Origin of the sequence: Pseudoalteromonas sp. SWYJ118 (assembly GCF_015864505.1) — a bacterium.
GTDB classification, from domain to species: Bacteria; Pseudomonadota; Gammaproteobacteria; order Enterobacterales; family Alteromonadaceae; genus Pseudoalteromonas; species Pseudoalteromonas arctica.
In genome coordinates, this window is sequence record NZ_JADYXC010000003.1 from 1 (window position 1) to 24,047 (window position 24,047).

At 38.0% G+C, this 24,047-nt stretch carries 26 protein-coding genes and 1 pseudogene; 21 read left to right on the forward strand and 6 right to left on the reverse strand.

Annotation, left to right across the window (positions count from 1 at the left end; translation table 11 throughout):
• The 8 genes from I6F48_RS04445 to I6F48_RS04480 form a co-directional block, all read left to right on the forward strand.
• The coding region (locus tag I6F48_RS04445) for a transposase (RefSeq protein ID WP_197118903.1) at positions 1 to 242 on the forward strand (242 nt) is incomplete at its 5' end.
• 216 nt (positions 243 to 458) lie between these two features.
• Complete coding sequence (locus I6F48_RS04450; RefSeq protein WP_197118904.1) at positions 459 to 734, forward strand: hypothetical protein; 276 nt, start codon at positions 459 to 461, stop codon at positions 732 to 734.
• 280 nt (positions 735 to 1,014) lie between these two features.
• Entirely contained in the window at positions 1,015 to 1,971 is a 957-nt protein-coding gene (locus I6F48_RS04455; RefSeq protein ID WP_197118905.1) for a DUF1679 domain-containing protein, read from the forward strand.
• Between the two features lie 146 nt (positions 1,972 to 2,117).
• Positions 2,118 to 2,747, forward strand: a complete 630-nt coding sequence (upp, locus tag I6F48_RS04460) for a uracil phosphoribosyltransferase (RefSeq protein WP_007580883.1) — start codon at positions 2,118 to 2,120, stop codon at positions 2,745 to 2,747.
• A 9-nt stretch (positions 2,748 to 2,756) separates the two neighbouring features.
• Positions 2,757 to 3,995 carry a uracil-xanthine permease family protein gene (locus I6F48_RS04465; protein ID WP_197118906.1) on the forward strand — a complete coding sequence of 413 codons (1,239 nt, stop codon included), beginning with the start codon at positions 2,757 to 2,759 and terminating at the stop codon, positions 3,993 to 3,995.
• Positions 3,996 to 4,140: 145 nt separating this feature from the next.
• A complete protein-coding gene (locus I6F48_RS04470) occupies positions 4,141 to 5,886 on the forward strand; it encodes an HAD-IIB family hydrolase (RefSeq protein WP_197118907.1) in 1,746 nt (581 codons plus the stop codon).
• Positions 5,879 to 7,099: a glycosyl transferase gene (locus I6F48_RS04475; RefSeq protein WP_002958673.1), complete on the forward strand. Its 1,221-nt coding sequence runs from the start codon at positions 5,879 to 5,881 to the stop codon at positions 7,097 to 7,099. The genes I6F48_RS04470 and I6F48_RS04475 overlap by 8 nt, the downstream gene beginning before the upstream one ends.
• 55 nt (positions 7,100 to 7,154) lie before the next feature.
• A complete protein-coding gene (locus tag I6F48_RS04480; RefSeq protein ID WP_165736388.1) occupies positions 7,155 to 8,933 on the forward strand; it encodes a sugar phosphorylase in 1,779 nt (592 codons plus the stop codon).
• Positions 8,934 to 9,306: 373 nt separating this feature from the next.
• Here the strand turns inward: I6F48_RS04480 and I6F48_RS04485 are convergent, their stop codons facing one another.
• On the reverse strand, positions 9,307 to 12,147 hold the full coding sequence (locus I6F48_RS04485; RefSeq protein ID WP_197118908.1) for a TonB-dependent receptor domain-containing protein: 2,841 nt from the start codon (positions 12,145 to 12,147) through the stop codon (positions 9,307 to 9,309).
• Positions 12,148 to 12,718: 571 nt separating this feature from the next.
• Between I6F48_RS04485 and I6F48_RS04490 the strand changes: the two genes are divergently transcribed.
• Together I6F48_RS04490 and I6F48_RS04495 are read left to right on the forward strand one after the other, a co-directional pair.
• Positions 12,719 to 13,108 (forward strand): cytochrome b562, encoded by a 390-nt coding sequence (locus tag I6F48_RS04490; protein WP_197118909.1) that lies wholly within the window; start codon positions 12,719 to 12,721, stop codon positions 13,106 to 13,108.
• Positions 13,109 to 13,191: 83 nt separating this feature from the next.
• Positions 13,192 to 13,578: an OsmC family protein gene (locus I6F48_RS04495; RefSeq protein ID WP_010553069.1), complete on the forward strand. Its 387-nt coding sequence runs from the start codon at positions 13,192 to 13,194 to the stop codon at positions 13,576 to 13,578.
• A 62-nt stretch (positions 13,579 to 13,640) separates the two neighbouring features.
• On the opposite strand, the gene ykgO is transcribed toward I6F48_RS04495, so the two are convergent.
• The gene (gene ykgO / locus I6F48_RS04500) at positions 13,641 to 13,775 is read right to left on the reverse strand and encodes a type B 50S ribosomal protein L36 (RefSeq protein WP_002958669.1); all 135 of its coding nucleotides are present in this window, start codon (positions 13,773 to 13,775) and stop codon (positions 13,641 to 13,643) included.
• Positions 13,772 to 14,038, reverse strand: coding sequence for a type B 50S ribosomal protein L31 (locus I6F48_RS04505; RefSeq protein ID WP_007580864.1), 267 nt, complete (start codon positions 14,036 to 14,038; stop codon positions 13,772 to 13,774). Before I6F48_RS04505 ends, ykgO begins: the two co-directional genes overlap by 4 nt.
• A gap of 241 nt (positions 14,039 to 14,279) precedes the next feature.
• Between I6F48_RS04505 and I6F48_RS04510 the strand changes: the two genes are divergently transcribed.
• Positions 14,280 to 14,549, forward strand: coding sequence for a hypothetical protein (locus I6F48_RS04510; RefSeq protein ID WP_007580861.1), 270 nt, complete (start codon positions 14,280 to 14,282; stop codon positions 14,547 to 14,549).
• Between the two features lie 328 nt (positions 14,550 to 14,877).
• Entirely contained in the window at positions 14,878 to 15,840 is a 963-nt protein-coding gene (locus I6F48_RS04515) for a sensor domain-containing diguanylate cyclase (RefSeq protein WP_024593037.1), read from the forward strand.
• Between the two features lie 74 nt (positions 15,841 to 15,914).
• Here the strand turns inward: I6F48_RS04515 and I6F48_RS04520 are convergent, their stop codons facing one another.
• Entirely contained in the window at positions 15,915 to 16,955 is a 1,041-nt protein-coding gene (locus I6F48_RS04520) for a metal-dependent hydrolase (protein WP_197118910.1), read from the reverse strand.
• Positions 16,956 to 17,219: 264 nt separating this feature from the next.
• Positions 17,220 to 17,473, reverse strand: a pseudogene (locus tag I6F48_RS21275) (LysR substrate-binding domain-containing protein); the annotation flags it as partial.
• 163 nt (positions 17,474 to 17,636) lie between these two features.
• Here I6F48_RS21275 and I6F48_RS21280 point away from each other — a divergent pair.
• Together I6F48_RS21280 and I6F48_RS21285 are read left to right on the forward strand one after the other, a co-directional pair.
• Positions 17,637 to 17,840: a hypothetical protein gene (locus I6F48_RS21280; RefSeq protein WP_231609687.1), complete on the forward strand. Its 204-nt coding sequence runs from the start codon at positions 17,637 to 17,639 to the stop codon at positions 17,838 to 17,840.
• Positions 17,841 to 17,867: 27 nt separating this feature from the next.
• A complete protein-coding gene (locus I6F48_RS21285; RefSeq protein WP_002958664.1) occupies positions 17,868 to 18,110 on the forward strand; it encodes a hypothetical protein in 243 nt (80 codons plus the stop codon).
• 22 nt (positions 18,111 to 18,132) lie between these two features.
• Here I6F48_RS21285 and I6F48_RS04530 read toward each other — a convergent pair whose 3' ends face one another.
• Positions 18,133 to 19,020 (reverse strand): LysR family transcriptional regulator, encoded by an 888-nt coding sequence (locus tag I6F48_RS04530; RefSeq protein WP_197118911.1) that lies wholly within the window; start codon positions 19,018 to 19,020, stop codon positions 18,133 to 18,135.
• Between the two features lie 116 nt (positions 19,021 to 19,136).
• Between I6F48_RS04530 and I6F48_RS04535 the strand changes: the two genes are divergently transcribed.
• The 7 genes from I6F48_RS04535 to I6F48_RS04565 all read left to right on the forward strand — a co-directional run bounded on the left by I6F48_RS04535 (position 19,137) and on the right by I6F48_RS04565 (position 24,030).
• Entirely contained in the window at positions 19,137 to 20,309 is a 1,173-nt protein-coding gene (locus I6F48_RS04535; protein WP_197119053.1) for an MFS transporter, read from the forward strand.
• A 158-nt stretch (positions 20,310 to 20,467) separates the two neighbouring features.
• On the forward strand, positions 20,468 to 21,283 hold the full coding sequence (gene dkgB, locus I6F48_RS04540) for a 2,5-didehydrogluconate reductase DkgB (protein WP_197118912.1): 816 nt from the start codon (positions 20,468 to 20,470) through the stop codon (positions 21,281 to 21,283).
• 79 nt (positions 21,284 to 21,362) lie between these two features.
• The gene (locus I6F48_RS04545; protein ID WP_197118913.1) at positions 21,363 to 21,650 is read left to right on the forward strand and encodes a putative quinol monooxygenase; all 288 of its coding nucleotides are present in this window, start codon (positions 21,363 to 21,365) and stop codon (positions 21,648 to 21,650) included.
• A 433-nt stretch (positions 21,651 to 22,083) separates the two neighbouring features.
• Positions 22,084 to 22,428 (forward strand): hypothetical protein, encoded by a 345-nt coding sequence (locus tag I6F48_RS04550; RefSeq protein ID WP_197118914.1) that lies wholly within the window; start codon positions 22,084 to 22,086, stop codon positions 22,426 to 22,428.
• A gap of 26 nt (positions 22,429 to 22,454) precedes the next feature.
• On the forward strand, positions 22,455 to 22,613 hold the full coding sequence (locus I6F48_RS04555) for a hypothetical protein (RefSeq protein ID WP_007378675.1): 159 nt from the start codon (positions 22,455 to 22,457) through the stop codon (positions 22,611 to 22,613).
• Positions 22,614 to 22,722: 109 nt separating this feature from the next.
• A complete protein-coding gene (locus I6F48_RS04560) occupies positions 22,723 to 23,127 on the forward strand; it encodes a hypothetical protein (RefSeq protein WP_002958658.1) in 405 nt (134 codons plus the stop codon).
• A 138-nt stretch (positions 23,128 to 23,265) separates the two neighbouring features.
• Positions 23,266 to 24,030, forward strand: a complete 765-nt coding sequence (locus I6F48_RS04565; protein ID WP_197118915.1) for a 2-keto-4-pentenoate hydratase — start codon at positions 23,266 to 23,268, stop codon at positions 24,028 to 24,030.
• The last annotated feature ends 17 nt before the right edge of the window (positions 24,031 to 24,047 follow it).

Here is a 24,047-nt window from a genome sequence, read left to right on the forward strand (position 1 = left end):
TAAATAATGAATCACGCAAAAAGCTGAGCTATGTAGACAAAATGAAAGTAAAAATAGACAGCCCCATAGGTCGACGACAATATAGCAAACGACTCGGGTGTATTGAGCCAGTGTTCGGGAATATTACGGTGAATAAAGGCATGAATAAATTGACCTTACGGGGTCAAACGAAAGTGAATGCGCAATGGCAACTGTATTGTCTTGTTCATAATATAGAAAAGCTGCAAAACACGATGCATTAAGAAGGGTAAGCGCTTTTACCCTAAATAAAAGCCACTCAAGTACCCGTAATCCCGTCCAAAACGCCAATTAAAACAACACCAAACTCCCACTTTATATTCTGCATAAAATACAGTAATCGATTGAACCAAAATAGGAACTCAGCTATGGTTTGTTTATCAATAAAAATAAATAAAAAAACGAGTTAATCTACAGGCTCGTTATATGGCAAGGCGATTATGGCTAATTTTGCAGATTTAAATTTACATGATGCAACTCTAATCAATATTGAATTTGATTGGGTAAATGCTTTAACTATTGTAAGCTTGAAATTGCATCGTGAAAATGTCGTAATTAAGTTTAGTGATTGTACAAACGTGTGTATTCCTCATGAAAATTCTTGGGGACAATCAGCATCTGTAAATACAACTAGCCAAGATGGTAATACGTTTAAAATAGAAATGCAGTCTGGTGATACTATTTCGGTTAATTCAGACTCTTTCTGTGTTGAATAATTGCCATATAACAAGGCGTTCTAACGGATAATGCTCCTCACCCGTTTTAGTGGACACCTCCTCATCACTTTGATGAGGCTAAAATGCCTAGATATACTCAACCTAGGAAGACATGGTTTTACCCAGTTAATTTCAAAATCAAAGTGCAGTGGCATAGTGATTTTGGCCACTATTTACATACAAACTTGTATAAAACCAAGTGGGGATTTTTTATGCCTTAGTTTTATTTAAAACGCCCACTAATGTTAAACTACAAAAAATTTAATTACTTAATATAGCTATGGCATTTTATATTCCTTTATTACAACCTCACTTTAAGCACATTGAAATTGGCGATACGCTTACATCACTTTGGAGTGGGTGTGGCAGTATTGTGCAGTGCCAGCTTGATGATAAAGCCTGTGTTGTTAAAGCGATTAAAATACCCAGCTATATACACCACCCTAAAATTAAGCAAAGCGAATTTGCGCTTGAAAGAAAGCAGTATTCCTATAGCGTTGAATACACTTTTTATAAGCTTTATAGCCAGTATTTACCAAAATATGCGCACAGTATTGAATGTATAAGTGCAATTAATAAAGACGATGAATACGCGCTGGTGTTTAAAGACTTCACCAAACATGGGTTTACTCAAGCGGGGCTACAAAATGTTAAAGCTATATTAAAGTGGCTTGCACACTTTCATGCGTTTAACTTAAGTAAACCCGCAGATGGATTATGGCAGCAAGGCAATTACTGGCATTTAAGCACGCGCCCAGATGAGTTTAATAAACTAAAAGATAACCTTGATAAAAAGTCCGATATTAAAAATGCTGCACATAAAATAGATGAGCAACTACAAAGTTGTGCGTACAAAACGCTGATTCATGGCGATGCAAAACTTGCTAACTTTGCAGCAAATGAGAGTGGTAAAATACTCGGTTATGATTTTCAATATATAGGAGCAGGTTGCGGGATAATTGATGTAATGTATTTTATGACCAGTTGCTTAAGTGATGCACAATTACACGAAAGCGCTGATGAGTATCTTGCGTATTATTTTGATAATTTAAAGGCTGCTATTACAACTTATCATCCTACAGCACCAGCAGGTAAAATAGCTGACAATTGGCTCGCTTTATGGCCTGCTGCATGGGCTGACTTTTATCGATTTTTAGCTGGCTGGAGCCCTGAGCATCAAAAAATAAATATTTACATGCAACAGCAAGTAAACAGCTGGTTAGCGAGTAATATTTAATAAACACAACGGGTTGATGGCTTGCATAAATATCAAGCAAAACAATACATTTTGGCACGATGTATGAAAATCTCTTTAAAACTACAGGTCAAATGACCTTTTTTAATATAAAATACCGCAAATTCTTCTATCACTAGGTTTACATCATGGCTATTCACGTTATTTCTCACCCTCTTGTTCAACATAAATTAGGCCTAATGCGCGCGCATGGTATTAGCACTAAAAGCTTTCGTGAATTATGTTCTGAAGTTGGAACCTTATTAACTTACGAAGCAACTAAAAACCTACAGTTAGAAGATAACGAAATTACAGGCTGGGATGGCAATAAATTAAAAGTAGAGCATATTAAAGGTAAAAAAATTACCGTAGTGCCTATTTTGCGTGCTGGTCTTGGCATGATGGATGGTGTTATGCAGTTATTACCAGCCGCTAAAGTAAGTGTGGTTGGTCTTGAACGTAACGAAGAAACACTAGAGCCAGTACCGTATTTTGAAAAGCTAGTAGGTAATATTGATGAGCGCTTAAGCTTAGTTATTGACCCTATGCTTGCAACGGGTGGTTCTATGATTGCCACAATCGATATGCTTAAAAAAGCAGGCTGTAAAGAAATCAAAGTAATTGTACTAGTTGCAGCACCAGAAGGTGTTGAAAGAACACTTACAGCACATCCAGATGTAGAAATATTTACAGCCTCAGTAGATAGCCACTTAAACGAAAAGGGCTATATTATCCCTGGTTTAGGCGATGCGGGCGACAAAATATTCGGTACTGTTTAGGAGTCTTAAGTGCAAAATAATGACACCTTTTCAATAAAAACTATTTTAACGGGTGCGCAAATGCTGTTTGTAGCATTTGGTGCGCTGGTATTAGTGCCGCTTTTAACGGGTTTAGATCCTAATGTTGCGCTTTTTACCGCAGGCATTGGTACTTTGCTGTTTCAGGTAGTGACTAAAGGCCAAGTGCCTATATTTTTAGCTTCATCGTTTGCTTTTATTGCACCTATTATTGCCGCTGTACAAATGTGGGGCGTTCCGGCCACTATGGGCGGCTTAATGGTAGCGGGTTTTGCTTATATGCTTTTAAGTTTATTAGTGAAATTTAAAGGCGTTGCAACGCTTCATAAAATTTTACCACCTGTGGTTGTAGGCCCAGTAATTATGGTTATTGGTTTAGCGCTTGCACCTGTTGCTGTAAATATGGCGATGGGTAAAAGTGGCGACGGCAGTATTCAAATTATTGATTACACCAGCGCTATTTATATTTCGTTGTTCTCGTTAGTGGTTACGCTTGTTTTTGCAGTGTGGGGAAAAGGCGTATTTAAGCTTATACCTATATTAGCAGGGGTTGTAGCGGGTTATTGTTTATCGCTCGGCATGGGCGTTGTGCAATTTGACGCAGTGACTAATGCACAGTGGTTTGCTGTACCAAACTTTACTTGGCCTGAGTTTAAATGGCAGGCTATTTTGTTTATGGTACCTGTAGCAATAGCACCTGCAATTGAGCATATTGGGGATATGATGGCTATTAGCCAAGTAACCAATAAAGACTTTTTGAAAAAGCCTGGGCTTCACCGTACTTTGTTTGGTGATGGCCTTGCGACTTCTGCGGCATCATTATTTGGTGGCCCGCCTAACACTACTTACTCAGAAGTAACGGGGGCAGTTATGCTTACCAAAAACTTCAATCCTAAAGTAATGATGTGGACAGCCATTATCGCCATTATTTTAGCCTTTGTTGCTAAAATGGGATCTGGCTTACAGACTATACCTGTACCTGTAATGGGCGGCATTATGATTCTACTTTTTGGCTCTATTGCTGTAGTGGGTTTAAATACATTAGTTAAGTCGGGCGATGATTTAACAGCACCACGTAACTTAAGTATTGTTGCACTTATTTTGGTGTGCGGTATTGGCGGTATGCATATAGGTGGTAGCCAATTTAGTTTAGAGGGCGTAAGTTTATGCGCTATTTTAGGCATTGTGCTCAACCTTGTATTACCTAAGGCGCAGCCTCAAGAGAGTTAATAGTGCACGTAAGTTAAATAGATTGCACCATAATAGCGCATTTATAATGCGCTATTTTTTTAACCTATTAATAAATATACAAAAATAATAATGGTCTATTACCTGCATTTAATTTCCAGAACGCATCGTATGCAAAGGAGTTACTATGTCAGAGGCCAATATTGTGGATATAACCCCGTTTTTAGCAAAACACCAACTGCCTTTAAAGTATCAATATTTGAGTGAGCAATATTTTGTTCCACTCGCGCATGACATCCTCGAATCTAAAAAAACAAATACTCCTATTTTTGTTGCCATAAATGGATGCCAAGGCTCAGGAAAAACAACACTCGCTGATTTTTTAGTTACCTGGTTTTCTAAAAACACACCACTTAACAGTGTTGCATTGTCGATTGATGACTTTTATTTAGCAAAACAAGCACGTAGTGAACTTGCCAAAGACGTACATCCTCTTTTTACTACTCGCGGAGTACCGGGTACTCACGATGTAGCGTTAATGAATAGCACAATAACTAACTTACTGGCAGGAGAGGTAAACGTACCGCTTCCACGTTTTAATAAACACGAAGACGACTGCGTGCCAGCAAGTGATTGGCTAACAAACGAAAAGCCAGTTGATATTGTTATTTTAGAAGGGTGGTGCGTGGGCAGTGAGCCACAACCGTTGTTTTCATTGAGTGAGCCGCTTAACGAGTTAGAGCAACAATTTGATAAAGAAGGCGTTTGGCGCCGCTGTGTAAACAGCTGTTTGGCAAACGAATATAAAGCCGTTTTTAACCTAATTGATTATACCATTATGCTAAAAGCACCGAGTTTTAGTGATGTTTTTACATGGCGACAAGAGCAAGAACAAAAGCTAATAGCCAAAAAAGGTGAAGGCTCAGGCACCATGACTAACGAGCAATTGGTGTATTTTATTTCTCATTTTGAGCGCATTACGCGTGAGAACTTAAACACACTGAGCGCTAAAGCAAACGCTTTAATTGAACTTGATAGCAACCGCGATATTAGCGGTATGCACCTAACGAGTGATGACACCCTTCAACCTATTATTTTTACAGATTTGGACGGCACATTACTCGATCACGCCGATTACAATACAAATAATATCAGTGAGTTATTACAGCAGCTGCAAAATGCACATATTCCTGTGGTGTTTAATACCAGCAAAACTTTTTGCGAAGTTATAGAGCTTAAAAACGATTTAAACATTCAGCAGCCTTTTATTGTAGAAAACGGTGCTGCGGTATTTATTCCAGAAGATTATTTTGAACTTAAGCCTATAGGTTGCAAAAAAATAGGCGCGTACTGGTGTTATGCAATGGCAAAGCCGTTATCGAGTTTATTAAAGGACTTAAATACTTTAAAGGCGGATTACAAAGCGCATTACAAATTGTTTAGTGACTTATCGAGTGAGCAAATATCAGAGCTTACTGGTCTTAGCGATGCACAAGCAAGACGCGCACAAACTCGCGATTATTCAGACCCTCTTTATTGGTATGGCAACGACGAATTACTCACAGCCTTTGTAAACGATGTTGAAGCACTCGGCTACGATATAAAAATTGGTGGGCGCTTCATTCATATTGCCAAAAATACCGATAAAAGCGCTGCACAGCAGTGGTTAGTTAAACAGTTTACCCATCATTTCAGAAAGCCTCTCACGGTCATTGCACTTGGTGATAGCGATAACGATAAGCAAATGTTAGAGCATGCAAATATCGCCATTATTATCGCTAATCCGGCGAGTAAAAAACCGGTTAAATTGTCGCACAATAAAGCACGATACTCTCAATCGCCAGCACCGCTGGGCTGGATTGAAGAAATAACATCGTTGCCGTGCATTAGCAGTATTTTAAGTATTTCTGAGGAGCAAACATTTCATGGCTGATTTTTATCAAAATGGCATTATTACAACATTACATAATATTGCCGACAGACCAATAGAAGATCTAGAAAAAGAGCTACTTACTTTTAGCAAGCAGCGCCCAATGGGATTAATACTTCCTTCGTTATTTAGTGAACTTGAAGGCCCTGCACTGCAAAATATAGTTAGCGAATTACGCGAAGTACCGTATTTATCGCAAATTACCATAGGTTTAGATAGAGCCGACGAAGCACAGTACCGCCATGCACTTGGCTTTTTTAAAGAGCTAAACCAAAACCATAAAGTATTATGGAACGACGGCCCACGCTTACAAGCACTTGATAAAGAATTACAAGAGCTAGGCGTTGCACCGCGTGAGCTGGGTAAAGGCCGTAACGTGTGGTACTGCATGGGCTATAAATTAGCAACAGCAGAGGTGGAATCTATTGCGCTGCATGATTGCGATATTTTAACCTACGACAGAAGCTTACTTGCTCGCTTAATTTACCCCGTTGCGCATCCGCGTTTTAACTATGAATTTTGTAAAGGGTTTTACCCGCGTACTGCTAATGGCAAAATTAATGGCCGTGTATCGCGCTTATTAGTAACGCCACTGCTTCGCTCGTTTAAAACAATTTTAGGCAATACCGACTACCTTGAATATATGGACTCATTTAGATACCCACTTGCAGGTGAGTTTTCGTTTAGACGCGATGTTTTAAACGATATTCGCATTCCAAGTGACTGGGGCCTTGAAATAGGCGTACTGAGTGAAATGTATCGTAACTATTCGCATAACCGCTTATGCCAAGTAGATATTGCCGATAATTACGATCATAAGCACCAAGAACTTTCACTTGATGACCAAAGCGCAGGCTTGTCTAAAATGTCGATTGATATTACAAAGGCATTGTTTAGAAAGCTGGCAACACAAGGTGTTACTTTTACCAGCGAAACAATTCGTTCATTAAAAGCGACTTACTACCGTATCGGGCTAGATTTTATTGAAACCTATCACAACGATGCGCTTATGAACGGGTTAACGCTTGATGTACACCAAGAAGAAAAAGCAGTAGAAATGTTTGCACAAAATATTATGGAAGCAGGGCAACACTTTTTAGAAAACCCAATGGAAGCGCCATTTGTGCCAAGTTGGAACCGTGTTGTATCAGCAATGCCAGACGTACTTGAGCGCTTAAAAGAAGCCGTAGAGCTAGATAACGAAGAATATAGTTAACCTGCGTGCAGGTTAACTAGCCTATAAGTCTAAACAATAAATATTAGGGGCGCATGTGAGCACAGTTAGCGAATTATTTTTACAACGAGTAGAGCAACATCTTCATATTATTTATGAGGGGGTTGAGCTGCCTTTATCGGTTACTGAGCTTGCTCAGCAACTCATTAAAATTATATTAGGTAGCAATGCACTGCGCGACCCGACACCCCATACAAACCGATGGGATGAACAAGATATAGTATTGATTGCTTATGGCGACTCTATTATTAAACACGATGATAGTGAATTTGCCGTATCGAGCCCAATGGAGGCACCGCTTAAAACACTACACCGGTTTATAAAAGAGCAATGTGATATGCAGTTAAATGCGCTGCATATATTGCCATTTTACCCGTATAGCTCAGATGAAGGCTTTGCCGTAATGAACTACGTGCAAGTGAATGAATCGTTAGGTGATTGGGGAGATATTCAAAACATCGCTAAAGATGTAAAGTTAATGGCAGATTTAGTTATTAACCATTGCTCAAGCAGAAGCGTATGGTTTGAGAACTTTTTAAACGATTTACACCCTGGTAAAGACTACTTTAAAACAGCCAGCTTAACGGATGATTTAAGCCAAGTTGTACGCCCGCGAACCTCATCGTTATTAAATACTGTAACAACGCCAAGCGGTGAAAAGCACGTATGGTGTACGTTTAGTCACGATCAGGTTGATTTTGACTTTGGCAATCCTGATGTACTTAAAGAGTTTGTGGGAATAATTAGGCATTATTTAGACAATGGCGTGCGTTTGTTTAGGCTTGATGCGGTTGCATTTTTGTGGAAACAGCTTAATACAAGTTGCATTAACTTGCCGCAAACACATGAAGCAGTAAGGCTAATGCGAACACTTATTGAGCACGCAGAGCCCAGCGTAGTTATTATTACCGAAACCAATATTCCAAACCAAGAAAACCTATCGTACTTTGGTAACGCTAACGAAGCGCACAGTATTTATAACTTTGCATTGCCGCCATTGTTGCTTCATACATTACTTAGCGGCGATAGTACTGCAATAAAGCATTGGATGATGAGCATGCCGCCTGCGCAAAATGGGACGGCATACTTTAACTTTATAGCCTCGCACGATGGAATAGGGCTCAGACCAATTGAAGGTTTACTACAACCCAGCGAAGTGGCGTCACTAGTAAGTACAACCATGCAGTTTGGTGGTCGTGTATCTATGCGTACAAGTAACGATGGCACACATACACCGTACGAGCTAAATATTGCTTTATTTGATGCACTTCAAGGGACGCACAATGGCCCCGATAAGTTTGGCCTTGAGCGATTTATGTGTGCTCACGCAATTATGTTTGCACTTGAAGGTATCCCAGGGCTTTATATTCATAGTTTGTTGGGTACAACTAACGATTACGACCGATTTGAAAATTCACAGCATAACCGCGCTATAAATCGTCATCGTTGGCAAGAATCAAAGCTACTGGCTGCAATTGGTGAAAAGTATAGTCATCATCATAAAGTGTTTAACGGCATAAAAAGCTTATTGGCAGTACGCAAAAAGCAGAGTGCCTTTCACCCCAATGCTACACAGTTTACGCTACATTTAGCAGGTGGGTTGTTTGGTTTTTGGAGACAAAGCATTGACAGGCGCCAAAGTATATTTTGTGTTTATAACATTAGCGATAAACCACAAACACTCACATTGGCCGACTTAAACTTAATTAACACCCAAAAGTGGTTTGATTTGGTGGCAAATAAAACGATTGAAGAAAGCCAATTAACGATAGAGCTAGAACCATACCAAAGCGTGTGGCTGAGTAATATTAAATAAGACCTATTAAAAAGGCTCGCACTGCGAGCCTTTGTTTTAACTAGGGCGTGTTGATCTTTGTGGATTGAAATTTGTTCAATCTAGGGGCGATTAAATCGCGACGCGAGGTTTGTAACCTAGTGGGCTAAGTAAAAACCGAGCAAAGCTTCCGCGTCCTGCTCACGCCCCTTACCTACATCCATGTAGGCAACAAAGAGTTAATCGTCCCTAGAAAGAACCCTTCGGGCAGCGCATGTTTGGTATTTATGCTGCGTTATCGCCTATTTATGGGGAATAACCACACTACATAGGCTCTGCCTTGCCTAAAAACCAAACATACTGCTGTAAATTCACCCACCAATGATCAACACGCCCTAATAAGTTATTTTATTAATTATAAGCTGTAGCTTAAGTTAATGTAGCCAAAGCGGCCAATGTTATCGTAACTTGCGCTACCCGCGCTTGTACCACGTGAACCGTACGGAAGTTTACGGTTGAATACGTTATCAACACCTACTTTAACGCCTAAACCGCTATCGAAGTTATAACCAACAGTCATATCGGTAATAAAGTATTTACCGTAAGACATTTGATTACTTGGGTTAGGGTTGTTTTCAAGTTCAACATTTGTGTATAAATCGACTTCACTTAAAAAGCGTGTTTCAACTGTTGAGAAAAAGTTATCCATAACATAACTTACAGATAAGTTAGTTTGCCACTTAGCTTCACCTGTAGTACCTGCGTATTCAATGTAGTTACTAGGGTCGTCTTGGAACGGGTAATCTTTACGTTCAATTAAGTAAGTACCAATTAAGCGTGTTTTAAAGCTACCTTCAAACGCGTCAAAATCGTAACCTAGTTCAAAATCTATCCCTGATGCTTTTTGGCCAGCAACATTTAATACAGAGTTTTGAATTAAAGTAATTTCACCATTAGCATTACGTGTGATTAAGTTACAGTACTGATTGTTTATACCTGTTGCGCTATCTACACAGCGATCAAGAATGTCTTGCGCGTTAATTGTGTCAATTGCATCTTCAAGTTCAATTTCCCAGTAATCAATAGTAAGTAGCGCGTTTTCTAAAAACTCTGGTTGGTAAACAATGCCTACAGTTGTACTTGTTGACTCTTCGCCTTTTACATCGCGGTTACCACTGCTTAAACCATCTAAAGAGGCTGAATCGTAATCTGAGTTAAAGTCACTCGCTACGCCTAATGCGGCACAGTTTGCAGTACGTGTTGCACCGTTTGATAAGTCACCTAAGTTTTCAGCGCGACACGGGTCGTCTACATTGTAGAAAGTTTGGCTTGCTGCACCAAATACTTCACTAATGTTTGGCGCACGAAGTGCTGCAGATTGAGTTACACGTACACGTAGTTCATCGTTTACAGTCCAATCAAGGCCAAGTTTCCAGCTAGTTGCTTCGCCAATCGTACTGTAGTCAGCATGACGTACTGCTGTATCAAACACTAAATCTTGAATAAGCGGTAAATCAGTTAAAATTGGCATCGTCGCTTCAAAGAATACTTCGCGAACGTTAAACGAGCCCTTATCTTCGCCCAGTGCGTTAAAAAAAGTACCTTCAGCGTTATCAGGCTCTTTAGTTTCGCTTTCTTCTTTACGGTACTCAGCACCAAATGCAATACCTACATAGCCCGCTGGTAATTCAAAAATAGCGCCATTAGCGAGTGAGCCAGAAATAACTGTTTGCTTAATAGTTGAAGTGCCAACAGATACCGTATTAATGTAATCAATGGCTTGTTGAGATGGCGAACCAAACCCCATAATATTTACAGGAACACAGCCATCAGCTTGGGCTGCAGCACTACGACATACTACGTTACCATTTGTATCTTCAACGGCATCAAGTGCATTAAAGTAATTTGCTACAATCATGTTAGCGCCATTTTCGCGCTCTAGATCAGTTTGGCCGTATACTATTGAGGTATCTAATTCCCAATCATCAAATACTGTGCCTTTTAAGCCGGTAACAAAGCGCGTTGTTTCACGCGTATTGTTTTCAATGCGGCGGCCAAGGTCGGTCATCATGCGGTTAACCATGATCGAATCAACACCTTGCTCTTCCATACGTGCTTTAATGGCTGGGTCTAGGTAAGGGTTGTCGATTTTGATGCTGTTTTCATCGTCAAAGAAGAAAAACGCAGGTTGACCTATGCTTTCGCCTTGGCTATTTACGTATTTTGCATCAAAGTAAACGTTTAAGTCGTCGGTAACATCGTAGTTAACTTTAAAGTTTACGTTGTAGCGCTCAAACTCAGGTTGAATCTCTTCAAATTGACCAAGATTAAACGAATCACAGTTTGCACACGACAAGCCATCTACATTATCACCTATGTATAAGTTGCGAGCGCTGCTGTCGGCATTAAAGCTATTAGTATATCCATCTTCAAGTGCATAAACACCGGCGTTATTAATAGCGTAATAACCTGCATTAGGCGTTAAAATTTTATCAGGGAAAGCTGCGCTATCTTTGTTTGCTTCTGTTTGGGCTTGATTACGTAAACTACTAAACGAAGTGCTAGTCCATGGGTGGTCAAGTGCGTTTAATGAATCCTGGCCTGAGTACTCAATAGCAAAAGCTGCATTACCACGATCGTTATCAAAGTTAGAGCCGTATGAAAACGTCGCTTTTTCGTTGTTGTAGCTGCTTAAATCGGCAAAACCACGTGTAACGCTAAAGTCCATGCCTTCAATGTTGTCTTTTAATATAAAGTTAACAACACCTGTTACCGCATCAGCACCGTATACAGCAGATGCACCACCAGTAATTATCTCTACACGTTCAACCCATACACTTGGAATAGTGTTGGTATCTACAGATTGAGAGCCTGCAGAGCTTGATACATGACGCTTGCCATTTACAAGTACCAAAGTACGATCTGTACCCATGTTACGTAAATCAAGAATATTTAAACCCGCAGTACCAATAAACCGGCCTGAGTTAGCCATAGAATATGTATTGCCAAGTGCAGGTAAGTTATTTAGCGCTTCACCAATGTTTACTGCGCCAGTATTCATTAGCTGCTCGCCACTGATGACTGTAACAGGTGCAGGCGCAATAGCACCTTCACGTAAAATACGTGAACCCGTTACTTCAACACGTTCAATTTTTGTTGCTTGCTCATCTTGTGCAAGCACAGAATTACTTGCTGTTGCAGCAGCAGTAATTAATGCACATTTAATGCTAGTAGAAAGTAAGTTATGACGTTTCATTTGATTCCCAGAGAACATTTTTAGTAATTAAATACAATGTAGCTTTATTATGAGGGCGGCGATTATTGCATGCTGATTATTTTATTAAAAGTAGCTAACTCACTGTAAAGTAAGTAACTTGAAATAACCTGAAGAAATTTTGTTGTGTTTTTTGGTATTAATTACAAAAGCTTTTTAAATGATTTACTGAGGTTTTTTACATTTAGTTTTTCTTATGTATTTTAGTTATTAACATTGGTTTTTATTTGTTAAATTTTCAGTTGTTTTTTAAGTCAACTTTTTGCGGTTTATAATTATTCATATATAAATTTTTATTTATTTGAAGTTGCCAGTGAGTGTTATATGTACTTATTTGTAAAGGTTATGTGTGTTATTACTCTTTTAAAATGATTTTTATTAGATGTTTTTTATTCAAAAAAAATCGTTATTTGAATATTTTTCACTATTGCAGCTTTAAAATGATTAATTTGTAAACCCCCTTTACAGTTCAAAGTACTCATAACAGCTCGTAAAGTTACTTTACTACGTAAACTTGATACAATTTAGGTGTTTTTAATTAATAGGTTTGACCATGAAGTATTTAGTAATTATTTTTACCTTTGCGTTTAGTTCAATGTCTTTTGCGCAGCAAGAAGTCGATCTTGAAATAAATATGAAAAATACGGGCCTTGCTTATAAACAAGCAGTGCAGGCAACTCAACTTAGTGAATTTAATACTGCGATTGATGAATTTATAAAGCTAGTAAAAGTAAGTAAAACAGCTAAGTTTTACAAAAAACCTGAGCAGTCATTGCAGGGCCTTGATAAAGTGATTGCTCAAGCTGAACTTGCAAAAAAGGCAGCAAACGAGCAGGGGCTAAGTGCGGCAAAAGAACCACTGAAAAATATAGATAACTTACGTAAAAAATATCATGAGTTACACGAGCCTCCAGGGTTCTTTGAATTACTGTTCGGTTCATAAACCTAGACACTATGTATCTTTAGTAGCTACTTTTAAGCTAATTGCGTTAAAGGTATCTGCAGCAATAAATATAAGGAAACACAATGGAAATTTCAGTTTCAATGTTAGAAGGCCAAAAGCAAAGCGCTAAATTTGGCGACCTAGAAGTAATAAGCGATCAAAGCGTAAACGCTGGTGGCAATGCAGAGTATCCAGAACCGTTTGATTATTTTTTAGTAAGTATGGTTTTATGTGCAGGTTTTTATGCGCGTAAGTTTTGCGAGCAGCGTGATATTTCAACGCAAGGTATGACGCTTACTCAAAATAACGAAAATGTAGATGACAACGGTAAAAAGCTATTTTCAATTGAGATTAACTTACCTGATGGTTTCCCTGATAAGTATAAAAAGGCGCTTATTGCAGCTGTAAATACCTGTACGGTAAAAAAAGTAATTCAGGCAGTGCCAGAGTTTTCAGTAGTGGTAAAATAGTCCCTCTAAATTAGGTAGCTTAAGCAAGCTACCTAATTATATGTTGAGCATCCCCGTTTAACTTATTTCTTTTTCATTCCTTGTACTGCTTTAAAGCGTGGGTTGTTTTTACAAATTACAAATACGCGGCCTTTGCGTTTTACAATTTGACACCCCGGACGTTGCTTGGCACTTTTTAGAGAGCTTAATACTTTCATACCTTTTCCTTTTTAACAGTCGATAAACTTTTAAAACGACGATTAAACTGCGCAACGCGGCCATCTGTAGCGGTTGTTTTTTGCTTGCCTGTATAAAATGGGTGCGAGTCACTTGATACATCAATAGGTACGTATGGATATGTATTACCGTCTATTTCTACTGTGCGGCTCGTTTTTATGGTTGAGCCAATAATAAAGTAAGAATCGGCAGCGGTATCGTGAAAAGCAACCACGTGGTAATCAGGATGAATATTTGGTTTCATAATACGCCTCAATAAATGATATGTGATAGTATATCATTTTAGTTTAACGTATTTATTCTCCCATTGCAAATTATTTAAATGTTCCTCAAAAAGGCCGTAATTGCTGGCTATTTGCGCAAACAAATCAAAAAATAAGCACTTGAATCAAAAATGCTGGCTATTGGCGTTTAGGCTGTTATAACTATATTTAAGAGTTAAAACGTTAACAAATACGGTTATAAAGTTATTACAGAGGTTATGTATGAGTGACGCAACACAACAACAAGAACAAATTGATCAAGGGGTGATGGAAACCCTAAGAGAGCGCGACCACAGTACCTTGGCGCAACAAGTAAATCCTTTAACCTGCAACCACAATGATATTGTAGAGTTACTAGCAAGGTATATGGCACTAAGCGAGCAAGAAGATGATGAGCTGTTTGATGATTGGTTTGATAACCTAACTAAAGAGCAACATACTGTTTTAAAAGTATTTGAAGTTTACCGTGGACAATATGAGCACCAAAATTAAAGTGTTTATTTTTGTAAGTATGCCAAATCCAGTGGTTATTTAAATAAAACTAAATAGCCACTACTACTTTTTCATTAAAGAGTAGCTATGTTGTATCAACCACTAATCCCACCTGTTTAAATCATAATTTTTTGCGTATTGAATCTTACCTTTATTTAGGCACGACTTACTGATATTTATAAATATTTATTTATTGCTATTTTTAGGTAATGTTCTAGTTTGAATAGGCAGACTGTTTATAGTTTAAATAAGTTTATCGGATGATATACTCGAAAATATTCGCTCCAGTTTCGTAATTTATAAAACATTTAAAATTAATAGAGCTTTAATGATTAAACCTGAGATTCCAAATAACGAAGCTGAGCGATTACACGCGCTTAGAGCATTAAAAATTCTAGATACGTCTCATGAAGAGCGCTTTGATCGTGTTACTCGTATTGCCAAGCGTATGTTTAATGTTTCTATTTCATTGGTTACTTTGATTGACGAAGACCGCCAGTGGTTTAAATCAAGACAGGGGCTTGATGCGCCTGAGCTTCCTCGCGAAACCTCATTTTGTGGCCACACCATAAATCAAGACGAGTTATTAATAATCCCAGATACAGCTCAAGACGAAAGGTTTTTTGATAACCCCTTTGTTACAGGCGATCCTAAAGTACGCTTTTATGCAGGCTTTCCTTTAAAATTAAGGGAGGGAGTCATTATAGGCACTTTGTGCCTTGCCGATAATAAACCTAGACAACTCAATGATGAAGAAAAGCAATTACTAAGAGATTTAGGCACGTTAGTCGAGCGAGAAATTCAATCAATTCAACTAGCCACAATTGATGAGTTAACAAGAATCTCTAATCGACGTGGCTTTTTAAACCTTGCCGAACATACGCTAAATGTATGTAGGCGAAATAAAGTATCAATGTCGTTTATATTGTTTGATCTCAATAAGTTTAAACAAATTAATGATATTTATGGACACCACGAAGGCGATTTTGTATTAAATAAATTTGCACAAATTATGCTTAGTTCATTTCGTGATTGTGAAGTCATAGGTCGACTTGGCGGAGATGAATTTGTTGCGATGTTAAGCGACTCAGACGAGACAAAAGCAGAGTTTGTTTTACAAAGGTTTGCGGATGCAATAGCGCATGCTAATAATACCTTAAACAAGCCATACAAAATTGATTACAGTGTAGGAGTAACACACTTTAAACACGATACAGGTAAATCAGTTGAGGATATGATTCAAGATGCTGATGTTGCAATGTATCAGCAAAAAAAGCAGCAATCACTTTAGTGAACTATTTAGTTTAATTGCTGCTTGAACTTCACTTAACTTCCTCATGCTAGTATGAACCTTATAATATGCCGTTATTCGCTATTGCAGTCATTTTTTGCAGCGGGTGATGCTAAAGACACATTTGGTTGCCAAACCCTGTTCCATATTTTATGAAGATTGTTTAAGTTTGGTCTTTGACTTATTTTTTCAAAGTTACCAATGCTCACTTCTGAATCATTTTTTTGACCCACTACAAAATTAAACACATAGTTGCACTCCATGCCCATACGTAAATCAGAAAGTACAATATTGCTTTGCTGTTGGCGCACCGAATAAAACCCTTTAGTAAACCACTGCAAGCGTTTTATAGCCCATTCATCGCTAATATTATTTAACAGTGAAGGCGTTGTTTGATAAGCCGTTAATGTAATATCGCTGGGCGCGTCAAATACTGATGCATAACCTTCGTAGTATTGTCCGTCAGACATCACAACAATACGCCACAGCAAAGTAGTTAGCGGAGCAGGCGTACTAACATACGCATTTACTGGTATTTGCCTGTTGTTGAGAGCCGTTTTTACTTTGTCATCAATATTTACTTTTAAAATTAAAGCACAGAATAAATATAGGCTACTTAAAACTAAGGCTGCTGTATTTATACGATAAGCCGTTGCTGCTTTTATTTTGGGAATCAGCGTACATATTACGCCAATCAATAAAGGAAACGTGTAAGCGGGGTCAATTATAAACACACTAGAAACCGCAAAGGGGTACTCAGTAAAAGGCCAGAGTAGTTGTGTACCGTATACCGTTAGGCTGTCTAATAGGGCATGTGTAGATAAACTTAAAAATACTAGCCAAAACCAGCGCACTTTATAAATTTGCATTCCCGCGTGTACTTTTAATATTAGCCATACAATGAGCGGGCTAATTAATAAATGTATTAATAACGAATGGCTAAAGCCACGGTGATAAGTAAATGCTTGTACAGATCCGCCATATGGCAAAAATACATCTAAATCAGGGAGCGTGCCTAAAATTGCTCCCCATAAAACGGCTTTTCGACCTATTTTATTGCCTAATACCGCATAACCTACAGCACTGCCTAATGCTACCTGCGTTAAAGAATCCATTTTAATTAATACCTTTAATTACTACTTTTATTATTTATACTTTTTGATTATTAAAAAGCGTCAAAAAATCAGTTAAAACGTTTAATAAGCATATCAATATTAATATACAGAACTTATAAACTAAGCCTAGGCTTTATGAAATCTAAAAAAGCCACAATTCGCGATGATACCGCACTGTTTCGCCGCTGCTTGCGCTAAGCGAAAACGTAAATAAAATGAGTTTTACTAACGGCCAAGTTTACGAGCATGTAAGTTCGAATCTTATAAATCACCAATACGTATGGCTAAGTCTGTTTTATGCTCGAGTAAATTAATAGTACTGCCGTGTGAGGTTATATCAAGCGTTATGTGAGGGTATTACTTAGCGAATTCACCAATTAAAGGCGTAAGTTGATGCGATACAAAAGGGTTTGCCGCATCTATTAGCTGCTTGCCATTTGGCGCTTGTTTTAAAGCTTTATGGCGTTTTCATCTGTGCATAAAGTATTTAGCCTTTCGCAGGCGTATTTTAAAAGTATAGCTTTCCTCGCATTTTAAATTAAGTAAAATAATACCCCGTGGCGATTTATAAGTCCTGTTCCCGTTTAAAATACGGATGGTCAATTTGTTACCATATTTGGAATGATAATTGCTTCTAATTATAAAAATAAAGTCGTCAATTTTTAGACACATGAGGCAAAAATGAATTTTGGAACTCTTTCTTCGCAGTTATACAATGACTATTCAAGCCTAAGTAATTTAAATAAAAACACTGTAAAAACGGATGATCCTAGTAAAAGTCCAGAGGCTAAAGCAGACTCTTCTTTAAATAAAGACGCCGAAAAAACTACGAGCTCTACTGCAGCTACTGAAGACGCAAAGTCTATCATTAGCAGCGAAACATAAGATTCGAGTGACAATTCAGCAGTTCAAATGAATAAAGCGATCGAGTCAATTAAAGATTTACAGAGTAAAATAAGAGAAATGACCAATAGTTCTGATACGCCCACAGGGGAAGCGATAGAAGAGCTAAGCGAACTTAAAAAGCAACTCGATAGTGAGCTATCGTCGATACAATTAACAGTGCGAAAAAATGTATCTACTTTAATGGATTCAATGTTTTCATCATCTTCAGATAATAAAAATTCAGGTTTGCTTTTTAATAACCAAGCATAATTTAACTTGCTTTTTAATATAGTTATAAGCTTAGTCGTGGCTTTATAAAGTCTAAAAAAGCCACAATTCGAGACGATACCGCACTGTTTTTATAATACACGGCTTGTACAACCTCTCGGTTATTAGGAGAGCTAACTGCACTGGGTAACACTTCAACTAATTTACCTGTTTTTAGGTCATTGCCAATCATAAAGTGAGAAAGTAACGCCACACCTTGGTTTGCAATGCACAGCTGGCGCACTGTTTCACCGCTGCTTGCGCTAAGCGAAAACGTAAATAAAGCGGGCTTTACTAACGGCCAAGTGTTTAATTTAGGGGAGTCACTAAAACCAATTAACTTATGATTTTGTAAGTCATCTATTTGCGTAATTGTTGCGTTGTTTTTTATATATTCTGGGCTGGCTACAATACGTAACTGGCTGCTGCCAAGTTTACGAGCATGTAAGTTTGAGTCTTTTAAATCACCAATGCGTATGGCTAAATCGGTTTTATGTTCAAGTAAATCAATAATGCTGTCGTGTGAGGTTATATCAAGCGTTATGTGGGGGTATTGCTTGGCAAATTCGCCAATTAAAGGCGTAAGTTGGTGCAATACAAAAGGGCTTGCCGCATCTATTCGCAGCTTGCCACTTGGCGCTTGTTTTAAAAGCTTTATGGCTTCTTCACCGGTATAAAGCGTATTTAATCCTTCGCGCGCATATTTTATAAAAGTATGGCCCTCTTCGGTAAGTTCTAATCGGCGTGTTGTTCTATTTAGTAAAGTGCATTGCAGTGTATATTCAAGGCGTGATACAGCTCGCGACACTTTAGCCACTTGTTGATCGAGCAAATTAGCTGCCCCCGAAAAGCTTCCGCAATCTACTACCGTTATAAACGTTTCTAAATCTTCAGTTTTTGAATGAACAGCCATAAATATACCAACACCATCTTTGCATTATTAACAAAAGTATTTTGTCACTAATGCTATTTTTTGCAAACGATATTTTAGCCAAACTACATTCTTCAAATATTAATGAGGATATAACTATGCCATTGGCTTTGTGGGCGCTTACCTTAAGCGCATTTGCAATAGGAACAACTGAGTTTGTAATAGTGGGATTAGTACCCACCATTGCAAACGACTTAGGCGTAAGCCTACCTTCAGCAGGTTTGCTTGTAAGTTTATATGCGGTTGGCGTTGCAATTGGTGCGCCGGTGCTAACAGCTTTAACGGGTCGTTGGAATCGTAAAGTGGTATTAATAAGCTTAATGGGTTTGTTTGTACTGGGCAACTTACTTGCTTGGCAAGCGCCAAGTTACGAAACATTAATACTTGCGCGTATTTTAACGGGGCTTGCCCATGGTGTGTTTTTTTCAATCGGATCGATGATTGCCACAAGCTTAGTAAGCAAAGATAAAGAAGCCAGTGCAATTGCGATTATGTTTACCGGGCTTACTGTAGCACTAGTAACTGGTGTGCCATTAGGTACATTGATTGGACAACACTTTGGTTGGCGTGCAACGTTTTTAGTTGTGTCGGTATTAGGTCTAATTGCATTAATTGGCAGCTCTATTTTAGTACCAAAAAACTTAAAACAATCAATACCAGCAACGTTTAAAGAGCAACTACAAGTAATTGTAAAACCACGTTTATTACTCGTATATTTAATGACTATATTAGGCTACGGCGGCACGTTTACAGCATTTACTTATTTAGCACCTATTTTAGAGCAACAAACAGGTTTTGCGCCTTCGTCTATTGCTTTAATAATGCTTGTTTACGGCGTATCGGTAGCGATAGGTAATATTTGGGGTGGAAAGTTGGCCGACAAACGCGGCCCAATTAGTGCACTGAGCATTATATTCAGCGCTTTGAGTATTATTTTACTGATATTTACCTTTACGATGGAATCAAAAATTGCCGCTGTACTTACTATTTTAGTATGGGGCGCATTTGCTTTTGGCAATGTGCCAGGCTTGCAACTTTATGTTGTAAAGCAAGCACAAAAGCACACGCCAAATGCGGTAGATGTTGCATCAGGTTTGAACATAGCCGCATTTAATATTGGTATTGCACTTGGGTCAATTATTGGCGGTAGCGTAGTAGAGAATATGACCCTGCAAGATACAGCATGGATAGGCGCCGTTATCTCTGTTTTAGCACTTGGTGTTACACGCTACAGCGGTATGCTTGATAAACGTGAAATTCAGCAAGCATAAAGCCTTACCTGTTAACCTTGAAACTAAAATTAATGACCTCATACCTGTTATGAGGTCATAGATTTTTAAGTGACAGTCGTAATAAGAAGTAAAAGGTGTATTTCGTAAAACTTCAGAGAAGTTTGTATTTTTAACCGATTATTTTATAAGGATAAACCATGACAAAACGTGTAATAGAAATGCCAGAACTCGGTATGGGAACATTCCGCTTAGAGGGCGACACTGCCTATAACTCAGTAAAAATGGCACTCGAAGTTGGGTTTCGCCATATTGATACTGCACAAATTTATGGCAACGAAGAGCAAGTAGGCCAAGCTATAAAAGATAGTAATATTCCGCGCAGTGAAATATTCTTAACCACCAAAGTGTGGAATAACAAATTAAATAAAAGCGACTTTATCCCAAGCGTTAAAAAGTCACTTGAAAAGCTACAAGTTGATTCGGTCGACTTACTACTAATTCATTGGCCATCGCCTGCTAACGATGAGCCAATGAGTGAATACCTCACTGAATTACTAAAAGCGAAGCAGCTTGGTTTAACTAAGCACATTGGTGTATCAAACTTCACCATTGCAAACTTAAATGAAGCAATGCAAACGCTTGACTCGCGTGAAATATTTACCAATCAGGTTGAGGTGCACCCATATTTAACTAATACTAATTTACGCGCATTTTGTGCTCAGCACGACATTCATGTAACAGCGTACATGCCATTTGTAGTAGGAAAAGTACTTAAAGATCAAACCATTATCGACATTGCTAAAAAGCACGATGCAAGTCCAGCACAAGTTGTTTTAGCATGGGTTAACGCCAGCGGTATGACGACAATTCCATCATCAACCAAGCGTAAAAACTTAGAAGACAACTTTAACGACCACGTTAAATTAGATGATGAAGACATAGCCCGCATTGATGGCCTAGATTGTGGCGACCGCCAAGCAACACCAGAATTTGCGCCGCAGTGGGATCAGTAAACTTACCTCAAACGCAAAGTTAAACTAAATATTTTAAGGTGTAGATTATCTACACCTTAACTTTTAAGAAGGAATACACATGTTAACGGTTATAGCTGCACTGTCGTGCAAAAATATTGATGCAGATGTGATGCTTACAGCACTTGAAAACTTACAAAAGTCATCGCGCCAAGAAGTAGGGTGCTTACGTTATGAACTATCGGTAAAAAGTGATGCTGAGCATACTGACTATGTAGTTAGCGAACAATGGGCGTCTGATGAGCACTTTGAAGCGCATAAAAACGAGCCACACTTTAAAGCGTTTGGTACGCAGGTTACTGGGCTTTTAACCAACAGTAGTATTGATGTATACAAATCTATTGGTTAAGCGTTTTTATACCACCTAGCTAAATTACATATAACCAAGTAAATACTCAAACAGGTGCTGTTAACTTACATCACCTTTTATTCTTACACTCTAACCTGCCTAAATACTCTACTTCCCCAATATACCAATGAAACCTATTAGGACTCTTTTTTGTTAATTTGCAGTGTGGCGAAATCTAAAGTGCTCCATAAAATTATTAAAAGTCGTTTTTTGTATCACAAATTACTCTAATAAATGGCTTATTTAATTTATTGTTTACATTAAAGTTCTCTGGTGTAAATATAGAAACACTCATAGGCACTATTAAGTGCCTTAGCACATGAAAAGTATAGTGAACGATGTAACATCAATCACTAGAAAATAGCCAGCTAAAAAATCACAGCCAATAAAGCCTTAATAGCTTTAAGCTGTATCAATTTATATGGAAATAATAATGAAAAAATTAATCGCAATTATAGCATTGTTAGGCTTTGTATCATTTGCACAAGCTAATGATAGTTTTGTAGTGAAGGCCAAATTTTATGATAATAAAAACCTAATTGGCTCGCCTACTTTAGTTGTAAATTCAAACGAAGAGGCGTCAGTTTCAGTTGATAATTCGTATAGTTTTGCTCTTACAGTAACGCCAATTGATGATTCTACTGTTAGTTTAGCAACTGACCTAAAACTAGGTGGAAAACATATGGCTCCCTCTTTAGTTGTTGAACTAAGCAAAGAAGCAAGTATCAATATTGATGATAAAGAGCTTTCAGTTTTAGTAAGCAAATCAAGTAGCTAACAAGTTAAAAATTAGGAATATAATTAATGAGAAACTCAAGAAATGAAATAGTAAAATATGGAGTCTCTTTTGGTACGGCCCTAGCAATTGCTATTTCATGGAGTGCTAACGAGTCTGTGTTATGGGCAATTTTGCATGGTTTTTTATCTTGGTTTTATGTTATTTGGCATGTAATTACGCGATAAGTGTTTTCGCGTGTGCACTGATTGATTATGTAGACTGCGGTCAATGTTAATAGTCGAGTAATTACCATTTAAAACGATTAAGTTAAAAATATAAAAGGAATAATTAATAATGAAAGGTGCGGGTGGAAGCTCTGGTGGTATTGGGCATTTTTTTATTGGTTTGATTATGATGTGCGGTGGCTTTTATATGCTGCTAAACGCAATTTCGGTGACCTCTAATTTTGGACTAAGTTCTCGCATTTATAGTGTTAATGCTTTAGGTGGCTTTGGCGTTACAGGCGGCATGGTTATGATCCCATTTATTTTTGGTGTGGGTCTGATTTTTTACAATTCTAAAAATATTTTAGGCTGGGTGCTATCTCTAGGTTCGTTAACCGCACTCATATTTGGCGTTATATCGAGTGTGCGATTTAGTATGCGAACTATGACGTCGTTTGATTTGATTGTTATTATAATTTTAGCGTTTGGCGGCTTAGGGCTATTTTTACGATCGCTTAAATCTATTGATACTTAAATAATTACCACGCTTTGTTTTAAATACAATTTTAATTATAGGTATTTAACATGATGTTCTAATGCCTAAGCTAATACATTAATAATATAACCCTTCCTATTTACTGCTTAACCAGTAACGTATTTTAAAGAGATTTATGTGAACAACTCAATACAGCTAAAACTAATTGCTACTCACTTATTAGCACAAAGAGATGAAAACCCAGCACGTTCAAACTTTCCTAAAGAGTTAGTACTAGACTCGACTGACGATGCGATAGAAGTACAAAAGTTGATGATTTACTTAAATGATCAAACTGTATATGGCTGGAAGTGTATGCTGCCTTTAGATGATGGCTCAATTATATTAGCGCCTCTTTTACATGCACCTATAAAACAAGCTGAAAATTGCCCACTGTATACAACAAACAATAAAGCGCTTATTGAACCAGAAATTGCATTTATTTTACAAAGCGATTTACCAAGTAATAATACCTATACAAATGAAGACGTGGATACTGCATTTGCCAGCGCCCACTTAGCACTTGAGCTTATCCAAAAAAGGTTTGATGAAGACACTCCAAGCACTCACATTGAAAAGCTGGCCGATGGCCTATCTAATCAAGGTGTGTATTTAGGCCCACAAATAGATAAAGCCAAAGCGTATAACGCAAGTACTGTAAATATTAACGTTAAGCAAACTGAGTTGGAGTTAAACCTGACGGGTGTGCATCCTGCAGAGCTTGCGCAGCTTCCACTTTATTGGGCGGTTAATTACTTATCAGCAAAGGGAATTAATTTAAAAGCAGGGCAAGTGTTTATAACTGGTTCTTACTGTGGTGTGGTTGAGCTTAATACTAATGAGCAAACATGTATTACATATGAAGATTTAAATACTTTTAATGTGACATTTTTATCCCATTAAGCGAAGTACTCATTTTA

What these genes read in the sequence shown, in the direction of transcription:
- I6F48_RS04450 (WP_197118904.1), top strand. Translation starts at nt 459, where the DNA reads ATGGCTAATTTTGCAGATTTAAATTTACATGATGCAACTCTAATCAAT.
- I6F48_RS04455 (WP_197118905.1), top strand. Translation starts at nt 1,015, where the DNA reads ATGGCATTTTATATTCCTTTATTACAACCTCACTTTAAGCACATTGAA.
- upp (WP_007580883.1), top strand. Translation starts at nt 2,118, where the DNA reads ATGGCTATTCACGTTATTTCTCACCCTCTTGTTCAACATAAATTAGGC.
- I6F48_RS04470 (WP_197118907.1), top strand. Translation starts at nt 4,141, where the DNA reads ATGTCAGAGGCCAATATTGTGGATATAACCCCGTTTTTAGCAAAACAC.
- I6F48_RS04475 (WP_002958673.1), top strand. Translation starts at nt 5,879, where the DNA reads ATGGCTGATTTTTATCAAAATGGCATTATTACAACATTACATAATATT.
- I6F48_RS04485 (WP_197118908.1), bottom strand. Translation starts at nt 12,147, where the DNA reads ATGAAACGTCATAACTTACTTTCTACTAGCATTAAATGTGCATTAATT.
- I6F48_RS04490 (WP_197118909.1), top strand. Translation starts at nt 12,719, where the DNA reads ATGAAGTATTTAGTAATTATTTTTACCTTTGCGTTTAGTTCAATGTCT.
- I6F48_RS04495 (WP_010553069.1), top strand. Translation starts at nt 13,192, where the DNA reads ATGGAAATTTCAGTTTCAATGTTAGAAGGCCAAAAGCAAAGCGCTAAA.
- ykgO (WP_002958669.1), bottom strand. Translation starts at nt 13,775, where the DNA reads ATGAAAGTATTAAGCTCTCTAAAAAGTGCCAAGCAACGTCCGGGGTGT.
- I6F48_RS04505 (WP_007580864.1), bottom strand. Translation starts at nt 14,038, where the DNA reads ATGAAACCAAATATTCATCCTGATTACCACGTGGTTGCTTTTCACGAT.
- I6F48_RS04510 (WP_007580861.1), top strand. Translation starts at nt 14,280, where the DNA reads ATGAGTGACGCAACACAACAACAAGAACAAATTGATCAAGGGGTGATG.
- I6F48_RS04515 (WP_024593037.1), top strand. Translation starts at nt 14,878, where the DNA reads ATGATTAAACCTGAGATTCCAAATAACGAAGCTGAGCGATTACACGCG.
- I6F48_RS04520 (WP_197118910.1), bottom strand. Translation starts at nt 16,955, where the DNA reads ATGGATTCTTTAACGCAGGTAGCATTAGGCAGTGCTGTAGGTTATGCG.
- I6F48_RS21280 (WP_231609687.1), top strand. Translation starts at nt 17,637, where the DNA reads ATGAATTTTGGAACTCTTTCTTCGCAGTTATACAATGACTATTCAAGC.
- I6F48_RS21285 (WP_002958664.1), top strand. Translation starts at nt 17,868, where the DNA reads ATGAATAAAGCGATCGAGTCAATTAAAGATTTACAGAGTAAAATAAGA.
- I6F48_RS04530 (WP_197118911.1), bottom strand. Translation starts at nt 19,020, where the DNA reads ATGGCTGTTCATTCAAAAACTGAAGATTTAGAAACGTTTATAACGGTA.
- I6F48_RS04535 (WP_197119053.1), top strand. Translation starts at nt 19,137, where the DNA reads ATGCCATTGGCTTTGTGGGCGCTTACCTTAAGCGCATTTGCAATAGGA.
- dkgB (WP_197118912.1), top strand. Translation starts at nt 20,468, where the DNA reads ATGACAAAACGTGTAATAGAAATGCCAGAACTCGGTATGGGAACATTC.
- I6F48_RS04545 (WP_197118913.1), top strand. Translation starts at nt 21,363, where the DNA reads ATGTTAACGGTTATAGCTGCACTGTCGTGCAAAAATATTGATGCAGAT.
- I6F48_RS04550 (WP_197118914.1), top strand. Translation starts at nt 22,084, where the DNA reads ATGAAAAAATTAATCGCAATTATAGCATTGTTAGGCTTTGTATCATTT.
- I6F48_RS04555 (WP_007378675.1), top strand. Translation starts at nt 22,455, where the DNA reads ATGAGAAACTCAAGAAATGAAATAGTAAAATATGGAGTCTCTTTTGGT.
- I6F48_RS04560 (WP_002958658.1), top strand. Translation starts at nt 22,723, where the DNA reads ATGAAAGGTGCGGGTGGAAGCTCTGGTGGTATTGGGCATTTTTTTATT.